The following is a 15,850-nucleotide window of genomic DNA, read 5'->3' on the forward strand; positions in this document are numbered from 1 at the left end:
GCGGTACGACAAGGTGAGACAACGACGCCAGGGGAGTTTTGTGAGCCGCTCTCAATCGGGCAGCGCTGCGGTGTTGTGCGGATGGGCTGTCAGCCCCGCACGGCCCACCGTGCGCGCACTTCGTCGTAACTCGGGGGCGTGCAGCCCGCCCGTTCCACACAGTGGCTGGCGCTGGCCAGGGCGTGCTGCAGCGTGCTGCGCAGGCGTGCTGCGTCCTGGGGCGCGGTGAGCCCGCCGGGGCGCAGGGCCAAGGCTTCCTGGCCGCGCTCGGGGCCCGCCAGCAGGGCGGTGATCAGCCCCGCCAAAAAGCAATCGCCCGCGCCCACGGTGTCCACCACCGCCAGCGGCGCGGCCTCGCGGGCGTGCTCTGCCAGGCCATCCCTTTGCAACAACCAGGCACCGTCGGGCCCCAGTGTCAGCGCCAGCCACTGCGCTGGCGTGTGCTGCAGCAGGTGGTGGGCGCGCTCCAGCGCGTTGGCGCCCGGCGTGCCCAGGGCCTCCAGATCGTCGTCGCTCACCTTGATGAGGTGGGCTTGCTGCAGCGCGGCCATCACGTTGGCGCGGTAGGCGGGGGCATCGTCCACGGCCGACAGGCGCAGGTTGGCATCGACCACCACCATGCGCCCCGCAGCACGCTGGGTGGCCAGCCAGGGCTGGTAGACAGCGGCATCCTGGGCCACCAGGGCCAGGCACCCCGTGGCCACCACTTGCAGGCCAGGGTGTGCGGCGCAAGCGGCGTTCAGGGCCTCGGCTGTCACGGCCCGGTCGGCCACGCCGTCGCGGTAAAAGCTATAGCTGGCCTTGCCTTGCGCATCCAGCGCAGCCAGGGCCAGCGCGCTGGGCTCGCGCACGGGGGTGGGGGCCGCCAGCGTGACCTGCGCCGTTTGCAGCCCCTGGGCCAGCTGCCGGCCCAGCAGGTCGCCCGACAGCGGGTTCAGGTACAGCGTGCCCACCCCTTGCAAGCCCAGCGCCCGCGTCAGGTTGTACACCGCGCCGCCAGCGCAGGGGCGCAGGCGGCCGTCGGGTTCTTCGATCAGGTCAAACAGTGCTTCGCCCGCCGTGGCTACCAGCAAGGGGGACGGCCTGGGGGGCGACGATGTCAGACCTTGTGATGGGGTGGCTGCAGCGCTGGGCTGGGGGGTTGGGCCTGTGGCGTGGGCCACTGTTTGGCTAGGGAAAACCATAAGTAAATCCACTTGATTTATTAAGTTGTGGCGCACTATAGTTCGATCCCATCCACCCGGCAAGGGTGGTTGACCCGAGGGGCCGCAGCTGACGCGCCACCGGGTGTTTGCAGCCTATTCACAGGAGACAACCGTGATGCAACGTGCCCCCGCTTTTGTACTTTCTGCCATCGCTCTGTCGGGCGCTATGGCCTGTGGCCTGGCCCAGGCGGCCGAGCCCGTGATCGGCCTGATCACCAAGACCGAGACCAACCCTTTCTTTGTGAAGATGAAAGAGGGCGCCACGGCCGAAGCCAAGAAGCTGGGCGCCAAGGTGGTGTCTGCCGCAGGCAAGACCGATGGCGACAACGCAGGCCAGGTCACGGCCATGGAAAACCTGATGGCCGCAGGTGCCAAGACCATCCTCATCACCCCCAGCGACGCGAAGGCCATCGTCCCCGCCATCAAGAAGGCACAGGCCAAGGGCGTGATGGTGATTGCGTTGGACAGCCCCACTGACCCGGCCGACGCGACCGATGCGCTGTTCGCCACCGACAACTACAAGGCCGGTGAGCTGATCGGCCAGTACGCCAAGGCCGCGCTGGCGGGCAAGAAGCCTGTGATTGCCATGCTGGACCTGCACCCCGGCCACCCCGTGGGCGCACAGCGGCACAACGGCTTTTTGAAGGGCTTTGGCCTGCAGGCCAACGATGCCAAGAGCAACGAACTCTCCCGCCCTGCCGAGGTGGCTTGCATGGCCGACAGCTTTGGCGACCGCGCCAAGGGCCAGACCGCCATGGAGAACTGCCTGCAGAAGAACCCCGACATCAACCTCGTCTACACCATCAACGAGCCCGCAGCAGCCGGTGCCTACAACGCCCTCAAGGCGGCAGGCAAAGACAAAAGCGCCCTCATCGTGTCGGTGGACGGCGGCTGCGCCGGGATTGCCGATGTGGGCCGGGGCGTGATCGCAGCGACCAGCCAGCAATACCCGCTGCGCATGGCCGCCTTGGGGGTGGCTGCGGGCGTGGAATACGCCCAGTCTGGCAAGAAGGTGAGCGGCTACACAGACACCGGCGTGACGCTGATCTCTGCCAAGCCCCTGCCCGGTGTGGACAGCAAGGATGTGAAGACGGGCACCGATCTGTGCTGGGGCGCGAAGTAAGCCTTTGGCTCCTCGCTGCTGACCGCGTTGCTCCGGGCCGATGCCCGGCGCCCGGCGCGCTGACTGACCGACCTCCTTCCAAGCCATGAACACCACTGCCTCCAAGCTCCCGCCGCTGGCCACGCTCGGGCCTTTCATTGCGCTGCTGCTGGCCTGCGGCTTCTTTGCGCTGCAGAGCGACCGGTTTCTGACCGGCCAGAACTTCGCGCTCATCCTGCAGCAGGTGATGGTGGTGGGCGTGATCGCCATCGGGCAAACGCTGGTCATCCTCACGGCAGGCATTGATTTGTCGTGCGGCATGGTGATGGCGCTGGGCGGTGTGGTCATGACCAAGGTGGCGTCGGACTACGGCCTCTCTGCCCCCGTGGCCATTGCCTGCGGTATGGCGGTGACCACGCTGTTCGGCATGGTCAACGGCCTGCTGGTCACCAAAGTCAAGTTGCCCCCGTTCATCGTCACGCTGGGCACGCTCAACATCGCCTTTGCCGCCACGCAGCTGTATTCGGGCGCGCAGACCATCACCGAGATTCCAGAAGGCATGACCTTCCTGGGCAACACCTTCCAGCTGGGCGGTACCGCCGTGGTGTGGGGGGCGGTGCTGATGCTGGCGCTGTACGTGTCCATGTGGTTCTTCCTGCGCAACACGGCGCCCGGCCGCCACGTGTATGCGGTGGGCAATAACCCCGAGGCCACGCGCCTCACCGGCATTGCCACCGACAAGGTGCTGCTGGGCGTGTACATGCTGGCCGGGGTGTTCTATGGCGTTGCCGCGCTGTTGTCCGTGGCGCGCACCGGCGCGGGCGACCCCAATGCTGGGCAGACGGAAAACCTGGACGCCATCAGCGCCGTGGTGCTGGGCGGCACCAGCCTGTTTGGCGGGCGCGGCGTCATCCTGGGCACGCTGGTGGGCGCGCTCATCGTGGGCGTGTTCCGCAACGGGCTCACGTTGATGGGCGTGTCGTCCGTGTACCAAATCCTCGTCACCGGCATCCTCGTGATCCTGGCCGTGGCCACCGACCAACTCTCGCGCAAAGGAGTGCGTTGATCATGACCGCCTCCACACATACAGCGAACACCCCGCTGGTCATGCAGGCCAAGGGCCTGGTCAAGCGCTACGGGCAGGTCACCGCGCTCGACGGCGCTGACTTTGAGCTGCGCGCGGGCGAGATCCTGGCCGTGATTGGCGACAACGGCGCGGGCAAATCGAGCCTGATCAAGGCGCTATCGGGTGCCACCGTGCCCGATGAGGGTGAGATCTTGCTCGACGGCCAGCGCATCCAATTCAAAAGCCCCATCGATGCGCGCAAGGCGGGCATCGAAACCGTGTACCAGGACCTGGCCGTGGCCCCCGCCATGACGATCGCCGAGAACCTCTTCTTGGGCCGCGAGCTGCTGCGCCCCGGCTTGCTGGGCAGCGTGCTGCGCATGCTCGACAAGAAGAAGATGTTGGAAGAAAGCGTGGCCCGTATGGCCGAGTTGAAGGTGGGCATTCGCTCGATGACGCAGGCGGTCGAAACATTGTCGGGCGGCCAGCGCCAGTGCGTGGCCGTGGCGCGGGCGGCTGCCTTTGCTCGCCACGTCGTCATCATGGACGAGCCCACCGCTGCCCTCGGCGTGAAGGAGGGCAACATGGTGCTGGAGCTGATCCGCCGTGTGCGCGACAAGGGTCTGCCCGTCATCCTCATCAGCCACAACATGCCCCATGTGTTCGAGATTGCCGACCGGATCCACATCGCCCGCCTGGGCAAGCGCGCGGCCGTGGTCAACCCCAAAAAGATCAGCATGAGCGACACCGTGGCCGTGATGACCGGGGCCATGGCTGCATCCGACCTGCCCGCCGACTGCCTCGCCTGACTACGTTGCCATGCTCAAAAACATCGACCCCCTGCTGACCCCCGACCTGCTCAAGGTGCTGGCCGAGATGGGCCATGACGACGCCATCGTGCTGGCCGACGCCAACTTCACCGCCATGAGCCTGGGCGTGGGCAAGCCCGTGCTGCGCCTGCCCGGCATTGGCATGGCGCGCGCTGTGCAGGCCGTGGCCAGTGTGCTGCCCCTGGCGCAGGATGTGTCGCACCCCGTGGCCTACATGCAGGTGGGCGGCACTGAGGTGCCGTACCGATCGGCCCTGCAGCGCGAAACCATGGATGTGCTGGCACGCGAGGGTGTGCGCAGCGAGCAGGCCGAGGGTGTGGAGCGCTTTGCCTTCTACGAACGTGTGAAGAAGGCCTACGCCATCGTGGTGACGGGCGAGCTGCAGCCCTGGGGCAACTTCCTGCTGCGCAAGGGCGTCATCGGCGAAACTCTGCGGGATTGATCAAGCTCGCGTTCAATCACCGGGACCCGTTCGGGCTGAGCCTGTCGAAGCCCTGCGCGGCGCTTCGACAGGCTCAGCGTGAACGGTTTTGTATTTTCGAAGGCCACTTGGTATGAACCTCCCGCCCACCATGCTGGAAACTGACCCATCCCCGCCCCCCGCAGACCTGGGCGAACCTGCCAGCAACGGCCCGGCACTGCTGCGCCAGCGCGGATCCAACCACGTGGGGCTGCGCCAATTCAACGAGCGCGTGGTGCTACAGGCCCTGCGCACGCACGGCAGCCTGGCCAAGGCCGAGATGGCGCGCGTCACAGGCCTCACCGCACAAACCATCGGCCTGATCACCGCCCGGCTGGACGAGGACCAACTGCTGCGCCGCGAAGCCCCCGTGCGTGGCCGTGTGGGTCAGCCCTCGGTGCCCATCGGACTGAACCCGGACGGCGCCTTTGCCATCGGTATCAAGATCGGCCGGCGCAGTGCCGACTGGCTGCTGGTGGACTTCACCGGCCATGTGCGTGAGCGCGTGGTGCTCGACTACGCCTTCCCCGACATCGACGTGCTGCTGCCCGCCATCCGCACGCACCTGAACCAGTTGCTCGACGGCCTGGGCCCGCTGCGCTCGCGCGTGGTGGGCGTAGGCGTGGCTGCGCCGTTCCAGCTCGGCGGCTGGCACCGCATGCTGGGGCTCACCGAGGCGCAATCCGAGGCCTGGAACAACATCGACCTGGCCGAGCAGGTGCAGCAGATGACCGAGCTGCCCGTGAGCTTTGCCAAGGACACCTCGGCCGCCTGCGTGGCCGAGCTGTTGCAGGGGCGCGGGCGCGACATCCCGAGCTTTCTGTACCTGTTCATGGACACCTTTGTGGGCGGCGGGCTGGTCATCAACTCGCACCTGCATCGCGGCCTGCATGGCAACGCAGGCGCCGTGGCTTCGCTGCCGCTGGCCCCCGCGCAACCGGGCCAGGCCCCCGCGCAGCTCATCAGCCAGGCCTCGCTGTGGGAGTTGGAGCAGCGCTTTCGCGAGCATGGCCTGGACCCCATGGCCGCCTACGACAAGCGCGTGCTGCAGGCCCCGTGGCTGGAGCACAGCCGTGCCTGGATCGCCCACGCCGCGCGGGCGCTGGCGCATTGCGTGGTGTCGGGCGCGGCCTTTCTGGACCTCGATGCCGTGGTGCTCGATGGCGCCGCCGCCCCCGAGCTGCTGCAAGCCCTGTGCGAAGGCGTGCGCCAGGCGCTGGCCGACTACAACTGGGAAGGCCTGCACCAGCCGCCTCGGCTGGAACTGGGCAGCATCGGCTCAGACGCCCGTGCCCTGGGCGGTGCACTGCTGCCATTGCACGCCTGCTTTGCGCCAGACCATGAGATTTTTCTCAAGGCGTGATGCCCACGCAGCACGATCATGGACTCGACCTCTGTGAACTTGAAATATCCGTTCGGGTTGAGCCTGTCGAAACCCAGCGCGGCCTTGGACTCTGCGCTCAGTGAGCGGTGCAAGTAGGCCCAGGCCGGAGTAATAGTGCTAGTTTGCTATTGAATCAATAGCTGCTTGCGCTTGATTGGCGGGCGATACGGCTTTTTGGGCATGAGGTGCATGTCCCTCATCTGCTGCGAGGGGCGCTGATCAACGGTTTGCCAGGATGGCCCGCGCCACTTCGGCAAACCCTGCGCCGCGCTCGCCCTGCGTCACATAGCGCGGCAGGTGCTGCAGCTGCGGCACAAACCGCGCTACGTTGGCCACGCCCACGCTGTGCTCAAAGTGCTGGAACATCAGCTGGTCATTGGTCGAATCACCCACATACACCCAGCGGTCCATCTCCGCATCCAACTCCCGCTCCCACAGCTCGCGCACGATCCAGCGTGCACCTTCGAGCTTGTTGTGATCGCCAAACCAGCCATTGATGTGGATGCTGCTCACCGTGGCGTTCATGCCCGCCGCACGCATGAGGCGCACAGCATGGTCGATGGCATCCTGGGGCAGGTGCGTGAACTCGCTGTGGTCAATCGCGATGTCCGTCTCCCGCCCCGCCGAGTCCGTGGCGCGGCGTGCCCCCGGCACTTCGCTTTCGATCTGCGCCAGCACCTGCTGCATGCGCGCATAGTTTTGCTGCCGAATGGCTGGAGCCTGTTGATATGATTTTGATAGCTGCCAGCGCTTATTTGATAAGCGATGGAGGCCGATTTCATTCAAATATTCTGCCGCCCGCCGCAGTGCAACAGCCCCGTTCTCCGCCACGATGGCATCCACGGGCCACTGTGCCGCAAACGGCTCACTCCAACCCACTGGGCGGCCGGTGATGGCCACCACACTCAATCCAGCAGCTTTGAGATCCGCCAGCGCTTGCAGGGCATCTGGGGTGATGGCGCCATCGGTGGTGAGGGTGTCGTCGATGTCGGTGAACACCCCGCACAAAGGGGGATATGGCTTGCCGAGCCAGCTAGCAAGGGGAGGAATGGGCGAATGCACGGCAATGCCCTCCGTTGTCGCCTCAGCAGTTGTCATTGCTTGGCGAATTCGATGATGGCGCGGTAAAAATGATCGGAGCCGTCTTTGGGGTTGTCAGACCGTAGTTCCATCCGGTTCACGCCATGCTCAGCCCCTCCCTTGAAGCGGTCGGGGATCACGGAGAAGTAGTACGGGCTGATGAATCTTGCGCCACCGTTGTAGTGCGACTGCATCGCAGCCACATGCGTGCCACTGAGTTTCCACTGCTGTGGGTTGAACTCTGGAACCCCGTAGTCGGTGATTTTGCGCTGCGCAACAAACTCCCGCACCCATGCACTGTCGGTGGCACCACCGTACATGTTCAAACCTTGCTTCCAGGGTGCGCTGCCGTTCAGAGTTTGATCGGCCGCGAAAAGCTGGGGATTCCAGGAAGAATTGACGCGGGGAACGATCTGGTGTGAGTACAGCTTTTCTGCAGGCAGGCCAGCACGCAGGGCGCGGTCATAAAAAACATTCAAAAAACCATATACCTGTGACTCTCGGTACAGATTCCAGTCGCGGGCCAAGGGGTTGTAGTACACGTCCTGCAAGCCGCGTGGCATATCGAGCCAGGTCCGTACGCCAGGCAGTTTTTTGGAATTCTGAACATCTTTGATGGCCGTGAATCGCACGGGCTTCACCGGCCCTTGATCTCGGGCCACCACGGCAAACTCCACCTCGCCCACTTTGTATTGCGCCCCCCGCGATTGCGCTATCACCTGGGCCGTGTACCGGCCTGGGGGCAGCGCACTGTAGTCGTAGTCAATGCGGTAGCCCGTGTTGGGTGTGGTGATGGATTCTTCGGCTCTGTATACGTCCAGCCGGTTCATCCCGCGCTCAACGGGGCCTACCCGTTGCCCATTGACGTACAAATCCAGTTGCTCGATTGTTTTGTTGGGATCCCATAGCCATCCCGCAATAGGCAGCGTGCCGTCTGCATGGGCATCGTAGTGTTCGCCGAATGACGTCAGCTTTTCTTTGCGAATGTCTTTCGAGGGGGCAGGCACAACATCAAATGAGGCGTAAGAGAACCCGTTGCGGGCGTTGAATTGTTCAATGCCCTTGTACTTGTTTCGCAGCCACTGACGAAAGCCCGCGACTGAGCTGCTGCTGTAATCCGTTACCTGGATGTCTTGGTAGCTTCCCATGCCTCCTTCAAAGTTGGGAAACATGTGATGCAGCTCCCCTGCCAGGGTGTAGGCCACAATGCGGCTTTGTACGGCCTTGGGCAACGCCTTGATGCGCTTGGCTAGGTAGTCCAGTGCTTCAAATCGGTACTGGTTGACTGGAATGGCCGCATCTGCGGACAGCGTGTACGGGATGATCCGATAGCCAAAGTAGTTAAGTTCCAGAGGCTTGCCGTCCCGCAACTGCATGAGGTTGACCGGGTCTTTGCGCAGTGCGTCCGCCAGCGGGCTCACGGAGTCAAAGTGATCTGCAGAAAAGTACACCACCACAGGGCGTTTCACTTCTGCAATGACATTTAGGAATTGGTCGACCTTGGCTTTGTCGATGGCCCAGCCTTGAGGTGTTTTCTGATAGATCGATAACAACTGCAAGGTGGCTGTGTAACCTACTTGCACGCTGCCCTTGGCTCCCCCGGGCTCCAGCGTGTCCAGCAGGCGCGAGATGGCGGCAGAGCCGTTGCGCTTGCGTTGGCTGCAATAGGCGTACGCTGCATCAATGTCTTTCACGCTTGCATCAGCGACAGCCTCATCACACAGGTACATCCCCTCTACCGTGGGGGCGATAACCATGGGGGTGCGCTGGATTGGCATGGGTTGCTGCGCATGCGCAGGTATGCCGTTGGCTATCAAAAATACGAGTGTCGCAAATCGCAGGTTCAGTATCTGAGTCATTGGGTATCGCCCTTAGCGGGGGACTCTAACGAAAGGCTTAGGGGTTCGGTCGGGAGATTGCTCACGTCGTAGTGCAAGAAAGCAATCAGGCACTGAATGCCAATCAGGATCGGTAGCGCCGCCAACATGACCGTGCCGCTGGTTGCTGGGTGGTTGGACAGCGCGCTATCGAGCCAGTGCATAGCTCCAAATGCCGAGCCAACGATCACCAGCAATGTTCCAAAGATGCTGTAGAGCGTGCCGACATTGAAGTCCCTTACCAGGTAGTTGTACACATACCGGCGCCACAAGCGTGACGCGTGCTTTCTCAAAAACTCCGGCAGCACTTTGCCAATCTTGAGGTTGGACTCCTCGTCGGCATAGACAGAGTCCATGGGGATGTCTTTGACAACGGCGCGCAGCGTGTTGAGCCGAAACAGCATGTCTGTTTCGAAGAAATAGCGCTTCTCCAACTTGTCCAGCGGCAGCTCTGCCAGCACACAGGTACGAGCCGCCGTGTACCCGTTGGTGGGGTCCATGATGTTCCAGTATCCGCAGCTGAGCTTGGTCATGAAAGACAGCACCGCATTGCCGAACAACCGAACAGGCGGCATGCTTTGAACGGATTCAGGACGGAAAAACCGATTCCCCTTGGTGTAATCCGCTTCTCCGCGCAGCAATGGACGGACAAATTTGGGCAGAAGAGCGGGGTTCATTTGTCCGTCGCCATCAATCTTTACCACGATGTCCATGCCGTCGGCGATGGCTGCTTTGTAAGCGGTGACGATGGCCCCACCAACGCCCCGATTCTCTGGATTGAACAGCACCCGTACGCGTTGGTCTAGATTATGTTGTTTTATATACTGGCCGCTGCCATCGGGACAAAAATCGTCCACAGCGTAAATGGTTTCTACTTCTGGGCCGATTCTATTAATAACGTCCAAAACATGTTGAGTGACTTTGTAGCACGGGATTGCGACTGAAATTCTCATAGAATCCTCAGCTTGTGGATGCTAAAGCTACGCCTGCCAAAATAAGTAGCCCTCCAGCCAATGTTTGCCAATGAAGAGGTTCCCCTAAGAAAATCCAAGCCAGTGTGGGCACAATAATAAATGCTAAACCCATGAATGGATAGGCTAAATGTAATGGGGCACTACGGAGAATCCAAACCCACCCAATTGTAGTCATCGCATAAAGTGCCAGTGAAGCAAGCAGCCAGCTGTTGAGCATCCAGTCCATCAGGCTTGGGTGCGGTGGAAGTGCCGTAGCAGCCTTTTTGAATAAGAGTTGACCTATTGAAATAAATGTTACGCATGCCAGGCTGGATGCTATTAATATTGAATTCATTGGTTTGCTATCAATGTACGAGGTGGGAAGTTGCATCCCATGGATGACGACTTTCTAGAAACTGCGTGTTTTTCCACTGGAGCACTGTGCCCACAGGGCAGTTCAAGACAGTTCGCAAACTACCTGGCTGATGCGGCCGTAATTCATTGTTTGCATGAGTTACAAGCTGCTCTGTCTTACCGTTTCCGGAGAGCGCTAAAAGTAATGGTCTGCGATTAATGGGTTGAAGGATTTTCCCTTCGTCAGTTTGGTATGAAATCTCTGCTTTGCGACAAGCGCCGCCTTGAGGGGGGGTTAAGGTCAGCTCTGTTTTCCATAAGCCGTTGAAAACTGCTGATTCTGTAATTTTATTTATGGATTCCTGATTTATTAGGACCTGAAATGCAGCGGGGGATTCTGTGACGACCCACGTATTTTTTTCTTTGTAAACCAGTCCATATGTTTTTGTTTGACTGTTGAGGCTTATTTCTAAGTGTGAAATATTTTTCCCCAAATGGTCTGGGTCGATTTTTATTTGCTCTCTATTTTTGATTGCGTTGAAAATGATGGGGGTAGAGAAAATTAGGAGTGCAATCTTTAAGAGAACTTTAAAAATTTTCGCATCGGAATTTGTTGTGAAACCTATTCTCCATTGATAGCTTTTGAATGTGCTCTCAAAATTTAACGATGCAAGGATTTTGGAGAATCCATAAGAAGTTATAAGAATAAGCCAAGGGTCTAGAAGTGCTGAGCTATACCGACTATTGTATAAAATAGGTAGCAATTGAGCTAGCATAAGAAAAAATATACAAAATAAAGCCGCTGAAAAAATTTCTGTGGCTGTCCAAGGGGGGCTTTTTGCAAAAAATGAGCCACTGTGTTTTTTTTCTTGAATTTTTTTGTGAATTGCTGTCAGCAGAAAAGTACCAACAGTTAATATTTCAAAAATTCGCATCTTCCGCAGGGCACTGCCAAACGCATCTACCTGTGAGGGGTGGTGCATCAGCCACCACCAAGCTTTGCGAGCGAAAAATAAGAGACCTTCAAAAAAAGACATCGACTTTATTTGCCATAGAGCCGCATTTTTTGCGATTCTATCCACTGCAATGCTTAGGTGATCACCCTCATTTAAGGCTGTAATTCCTAAGATATTTACATCGTAATTTAATCCAAGGAACGGTGGCTCTGTTCCTTGGAATAGGGGGTGGGTGCCTAGGTAAAGACCTGTGCCTGACCCTGTTCCCAGTCCCCAAAGGCCAAAGATTATTCCATTTTTAACAATCCATATGGCAGGGATAATTAGTGAAAGCGCTAGGCTGATTGCCATCGCACGACATGCGTTTGAGGTTTTGTCTATTTTTTGGGGTTGGCGCATGTTTGATGTTCCCATTTGTATTAAGCATGTGATTAGCAAAATGGGGGCGATAATTTGCAATACCGGCCGCGATAGCAGGGTAATAGTCAGCATCAATGCCGCAAGCCATATCGTAGTTGCATTGATTTTTTTTTGAATGATTATTTTTGCTGAAAAATAAATCCATCCAAAAACACCAAAGAGAAAAATAGGCTCGGTCAATTCTGTGGCGAAATATCGAGGTAACTCTGGGTGAATAGCCCAAAGAAACATCGCGAGTATTCCAGCGCGCAAGCCGCCAAGTAGGAGGCTGGTGTTCCACAAAAAGTAGACGCACCCTAGCCACAAGCCACCGTTCGCCAAGCGAATCCAATAGGGCTCCGCGCCCCAAAGGGCAGGCCAAAGATAGGCGAGCGGTACCACTCGATAGCTTGCGGGGGACAGAAAGAATGACCAACCCTGTTCCAAAAACAGTCTTGCCGCAGGCAGGTAGGTTTGTTCAGCGTCGGCGTGCACTACCTGATTGAATCGATGGTGTATGTTGATCCAGCCCGCGATTGCCGCCAGAGCGGGCCACAGCCATGCGCTGCGACCTCTGAATTGAGCGTAGGGGAAAAAAGGACTCATGAATTGGCCTGCAACGCCAACCCCGCATGCTCCCGCAGCGGATGAAAGTGAATCTTCGGAAACCGCTCCTGCGCCAGCCGCACGTCGTACGGTGAGGTGCACAAATACGCCAGCGTGTCGGCTGCGTCGTGGGCCATGCGCAGGGGGTAGGCGTTTTCAAACTCGCGCAATTCGGCGGGGGTGTTTGCGGTGATCCAGCGGGCGCCTGTGTATTGGCAGCCTTCCAGGCGCACGTCGGCGTCGTACTCTGCTTTCAGGCGGTGTTGCACCACTTCAAACTGCAGTTGGCCTACAGCGCCCAGGAGCATGGCGCCGCCTGCGTCGGGTTTGAAGACCTGGATAGCGCCTTCTTCGCCCAGTTGGGCCAGACCTTGCTGCAATTGCTTGGTGCGCAGGGGGTTCTTGAGGATCACGGTCATGAACAGTTCCGGCGCGAAGAAGGGCAGGCCCGTGAACTGCAGGTTGGCGCCATCGGTGATGGTGTCGCCCAGCTGCACGCCGCCGTGCGTGGTGAAGCCGATGATGTCGCCCGCGTAGGCTTCTTCCACCGCTTCGCGGCGCTGGCTCATGAAGGTGACCACGCTGGTGGGGCGCAGTTCTTTGGCGGTACGCTGTACCTTGAGCTTCATGCCGGGGGTGTACTTGCCCGAGGCCACGCGCACAAAGGCGATGCGGTCGCGGTGGTTGGCGTCCATGTTGGCTTGCACCTTAAACACCACGCCGGAGAAGCCTTCGTCTTCGGGCTGGATGGTTTTGACCACCGGCTGCTTGTTGACTTCGAGTGTGCTCACGCGGGGGCCGGGGGCGGGGCCATGTCCACCAGCGCGTCCAGCACTTCCATCACCCCGAAGTTGTTCACGCCGGAGCCGAAGAACACGGGGGTCAGCTTGCCCGCGAGGAAGGCATCGTGGTCCCACGCGGGCGATGCGCCCACGGCCAGTTCCATGCTCTCCAGCGCGGCATCAAATTCGGCACCGAAGCGTGCGCGCAGCGTGGTTTCATCGGACAAAGGGATGGCCTCGAAGTCCTGCGGGCGGCGCTCGCTGCCGGACTCGAACACCGTCATGGTCTTGGTGCGCAGGTTGATGATGCCGCCGAAGGCCTTGCCCTGGCCCACAGGCCAAGTCATGGGGCAGCAGGGCATGCCCAGCTCGCGCTCGACCTCGTCCATGATGTCCAGCGGATCGCGCACTTCGCGGTCCATCTTGTTGACGAAGGTGATGATGGGCGTGTCGCGTTGGCGGCAGACCTCGATCAGACGGCGGGTCTGCGCTTCCACGCCGTTGGCGGCGTCAATGACCATCAGGGCCGAGTCCACCGCCGTGAGCACGCGGTAGGTGTCTTCGGAGAAGTCCTTGTGGCCGGGGGTGTCGAGCAGGTTGACCACATGGTCGCGGTAGGCCATCTGCATCACCGACGAGGCCACCGAGATGCCGCGCTGCTTTTCGATTTCCATCCAGTCGGAGGTAGCGTGGCGGCTGGCCTTGCGGCCTTTGACGGCCCCGGCGATCTGGATGGCGCCCGAGAACAGCAGCAGCTTTTCGGTCAGCGTCGTTTTACCCGCGTCGGGGTGGGAAATGATGGCAAAGGTGCGGCGGCGCCGGGTTTCTGGGGCGTGGGACACGGAAGTTCCTGGAATGGGAGGGCAAGCGCTGCAGGTTGCAGCGTTGCCAGATCAGACTTTGCAAAGGTCTGTTGTTGCGCTGAAGAACAGCGCAGTTAACAATTATTTTACCTATGCGTGAAACTGCGGCTGCGCAGGTTGTTACCTGGTGTGCAAGGTCTGCGCAGGCGCTGCAGGCTGAATCGTACCTTGGTGGTCTCTTCGATTCGTGTCCGGATCGTTACCTACCAGAACGGGTGCCCGTTGAAAGTCTTGCTTCTATAATCCGCCCATCCGAGGAGCGTTGCAGCGCCCCCTGCTACCTGCGGGGCGTGAGGCTCGGAGTCATCAAGCAACGACGCTCATCCACTTTTCGTGCGGTGAGTTGCATCTTCCCCCGTCAAGTGGCTTTTCAAACCTGCTTTGGAGCACACCATGAACGCACGCGTCAACGCCCCGGTCAACACCGACTGCATCATTGCCGACATCGGCCTGGCCGAATGGGGCCGCAAGGAAATCCGCATCGCTGAAACCGAGATGCCCGGCCTGATGGCCATCCGCGAGGAATTCGCGCCCAAGCAATCGCTCAAGGGTGCGCGCATCACGGGCTCGCTGCACATGACCATCCAGACGGCGGTGCTGATCGAGACACTGCAAGCGCTGGGCGCGGAAGTGCGCTGGGCTTCTTGCAACATTTTCTCCACGCAAGACCATGCTGCTGCTGCCATTGCCGCTGCGGGCACTCCTGTGTTTGCCGTGAAGGGCGAGACGCTGGTCGACTACTGGGACTACACCCACCGCATTTTTGACTTTGGCGCTGCCGGTACAGAGGGCGAAGGCCCCAACCTGATTCTGGACGACGGCGGCGACGCCACGCTGCTGATGCACCTGGGCAAGCAGGCCGAAAAGGACCAGAAGGTCTTGGCCAACCCTGGCAGCGAAGAAGAGCGCATCCTGTTTGCCGCCATCAAGGCCAAGCTGGCGGTGGACGCCACCTGGTACAGCCGCAAGAGCGCCCAGATCATTGGCGTGACCGAAGAGACCACCACAGGCGTGCACCGCTTGAAGGAGATGTCGGCCAAGGGCAACCTGATGTTCCGTGCGATCAACGTGAACGACTCGGTTACCAAGAGCAAGTTCGACAACCTGTACGGCTGCCGCGAATCGCTGGTGGACGGCATCAAGCGCGCCACCGATGTGATGATCGCTGGCAAGGTGGCGGTCGTGGCTGGCTACGGCGACGTGGGCAAGGGCTCGGCCCAGGCTTTGCGTGCCTTGAGCGCCCAAGTGTGGGTGACCGAGATCGACCCTATCAACGCCCTGCAAGCCGCGATGGAAGGCTACAAAGTCGTGACCATGGAGTATGCCGCCGACAAGGCAGACATCTTCGTGACGACCACGGGCAACCGCGACGTGATCACGTTCGAGCACATGAAGGCCATGAAGGACCAGGCCATCGTCTGCAACATCGGCCACTTCGACAACGAAATCCAGGTTGCCAAGCTCGAAGAGCACTGCCAGTGGGAAGAGATCAAGCCCCAGGTGGACCATGTGATTTTTGCCGACGGCAAGCGCATCATCTTGCTGGCCAAGGGCCGTCTGGTGAACCTGGGCTGCGGCACAGGCCACCCCAGCTTTGTGATGTCGTCGAGCTTTGCCAACCAGACGATTGCGCAGATTGAACTCTTCACGCACAGCGACTTCTATGAAAACGGCAAGGTCTATGTGCTGCCCAAGCACCTGGATGAAAAGGTGGCACGCCTGCACCTGAAGAAGGTGGGCGCCATGCTGTCGGAGCTGACGGACGAGCAAGCGGCCTATATCGGCGTGCCCAAGCAAGGCCCTTACAAGCCTGACACCTACCGCTATTGATGGCTGGGGTGGGAGATTGCTCCTGATTTAGGAGCTGCTAGCGCTTATCTGGTAAGCGCTAGCCCCTGTTTTTATCTGAATTTTCGTCGACCGACGAGAGAGA

Annotated in this window: 12 protein-coding genes, 1 pseudogene and 1 riboswitch; of the genes and pseudogenes, 6 read left to right on the plus strand and 7 right to left on the minus strand. The window is 60.0% G+C overall.

Annotated elements, in window-relative coordinates:
• Positions 1–89: 89 nt before the first annotated feature.
• Complete coding sequence (locus EAG14_RS03280) at positions 90–1,073, minus strand: PfkB family carbohydrate kinase (protein WP_240456917.1); 984 nt, start codon at positions 1,071–1,073, stop codon at positions 90–92.
• Between the two features lie 247 nt (positions 1,074–1,320).
• Here EAG14_RS03280 and EAG14_RS03285 point away from each other — a divergent pair, with 247 nt between their 5' ends.
• The 5 genes from EAG14_RS03285 (at position 1,321) to EAG14_RS03310 (ending at position 6,026) form a co-directional block, all read left to right on the plus strand.
• Positions 1,321–2,328 carry a sugar ABC transporter substrate-binding protein gene (locus EAG14_RS03285; RefSeq protein WP_099656693.1) on the plus strand — a complete coding sequence of 336 codons (1,008 nt, stop codon included), beginning with the start codon at positions 1,321–1,323 and terminating at the stop codon, positions 2,326–2,328.
• 85 nt (positions 2,329–2,413) lie between these two features.
• Entirely contained in the window at positions 2,414–3,373 is a 960-nt protein-coding gene (locus EAG14_RS03290; protein WP_099742051.1) for an ABC transporter permease, read from the plus strand.
• Between the two features lie 2 nt (positions 3,374–3,375).
• Positions 3,376–4,182 (plus strand): ATP-binding cassette domain-containing protein, encoded by an 807-nt coding sequence (locus EAG14_RS03295; protein WP_121728051.1) that lies wholly within the window; start codon positions 3,376–3,378, stop codon positions 4,180–4,182.
• Between the two features lie 10 nt (positions 4,183–4,192).
• Positions 4,193–4,645 (plus strand): RbsD/FucU family protein, encoded by a 453-nt coding sequence (locus tag EAG14_RS03300; protein ID WP_121728052.1) that lies wholly within the window; start codon positions 4,193–4,195, stop codon positions 4,643–4,645.
• Between the two features lie 130 nt (positions 4,646–4,775).
• Positions 4,776–6,026 (plus strand): ROK family transcriptional regulator, encoded by a 1,251-nt coding sequence (locus EAG14_RS03310; protein ID WP_121728054.1) that lies wholly within the window; start codon positions 4,776–4,778, stop codon positions 6,024–6,026.
• A 240-nt stretch (positions 6,027–6,266) separates the two neighbouring features.
• Here the strand turns inward: EAG14_RS03310 and EAG14_RS03315 are convergent, their stop codons facing one another.
• From EAG14_RS03315 to EAG14_RS03335, 6 genes and pseudogenes are all read right to left on the minus strand, one after another.
• Positions 6,267–7,097, minus strand: coding sequence for an HAD-IIB family hydrolase (locus tag EAG14_RS03315; RefSeq protein ID WP_121730270.1), 831 nt, complete (start codon positions 7,095–7,097; stop codon positions 6,267–6,269).
• 44 nt (positions 7,098–7,141) lie between these two features.
• The gene (locus EAG14_RS03320) at positions 7,142–8,986 is read right to left on the minus strand and encodes a hypothetical protein (RefSeq protein WP_121728055.1); all 1,845 of its coding nucleotides are present in this window, start codon (positions 8,984–8,986) and stop codon (positions 7,142–7,144) included.
• Positions 8,983–9,957: a glycosyltransferase gene (locus EAG14_RS03325; protein ID WP_121728056.1), complete on the minus strand. Its 975-nt coding sequence runs from the start codon at positions 9,955–9,957 to the stop codon at positions 8,983–8,985. The genes EAG14_RS03320 and EAG14_RS03325 overlap by 4 nt, the downstream gene beginning before the upstream one ends.
• A 7-nt stretch (positions 9,958–9,964) precedes the next feature.
• Positions 9,965–10,348 carry an EamA family transporter gene (locus tag EAG14_RS03330; RefSeq protein ID WP_240456918.1) on the minus strand — a complete coding sequence of 128 codons (384 nt, stop codon included), beginning with the start codon at positions 10,346–10,348 and terminating at the stop codon, positions 9,965–9,967.
• The gene (locus EAG14_RS22635) at positions 10,323–12,374 is read right to left on the minus strand and encodes a hypothetical protein (RefSeq protein ID WP_162995898.1); all 2,052 of its coding nucleotides are present in this window, start codon (positions 12,372–12,374) and stop codon (positions 10,323–10,325) included. The genes EAG14_RS03330 and EAG14_RS22635 overlap by 26 nt, the downstream gene beginning before the upstream one ends.
• Positions 12,269–13,896 (minus strand): annotated as a pseudogene (locus EAG14_RS03335) (peptide chain release factor 3). Before EAG14_RS03335 ends, EAG14_RS22635 begins: the two are co-directional and overlap by 106 nt.
• A gap of 269 nt (positions 13,897–14,165) precedes the next feature.
• Positions 14,166–14,246, plus strand: a riboswitch (S-adenosyl-L-homocysteine riboswitch).
• A 64-nt stretch (positions 14,247–14,310) separates the two neighbouring features.
• Between EAG14_RS03335 and ahcY the strand changes: the two are divergent.
• The gene (gene ahcY / locus EAG14_RS03340) at positions 14,311–15,747 is read left to right on the plus strand and encodes an adenosylhomocysteinase (RefSeq protein ID WP_099656685.1); all 1,437 of its coding nucleotides are present in this window, start codon (positions 14,311–14,313) and stop codon (positions 15,745–15,747) included.
• Positions 15,748–15,850 lie beyond the last annotated feature (103 nt).

Origin of the sequence: Acidovorax sp. 1608163, from assembly GCF_003669015.1 — a bacterium.
Classification (GTDB): domain Bacteria; phylum Pseudomonadota; class Gammaproteobacteria; order Burkholderiales; family Burkholderiaceae_C; genus Acidovorax.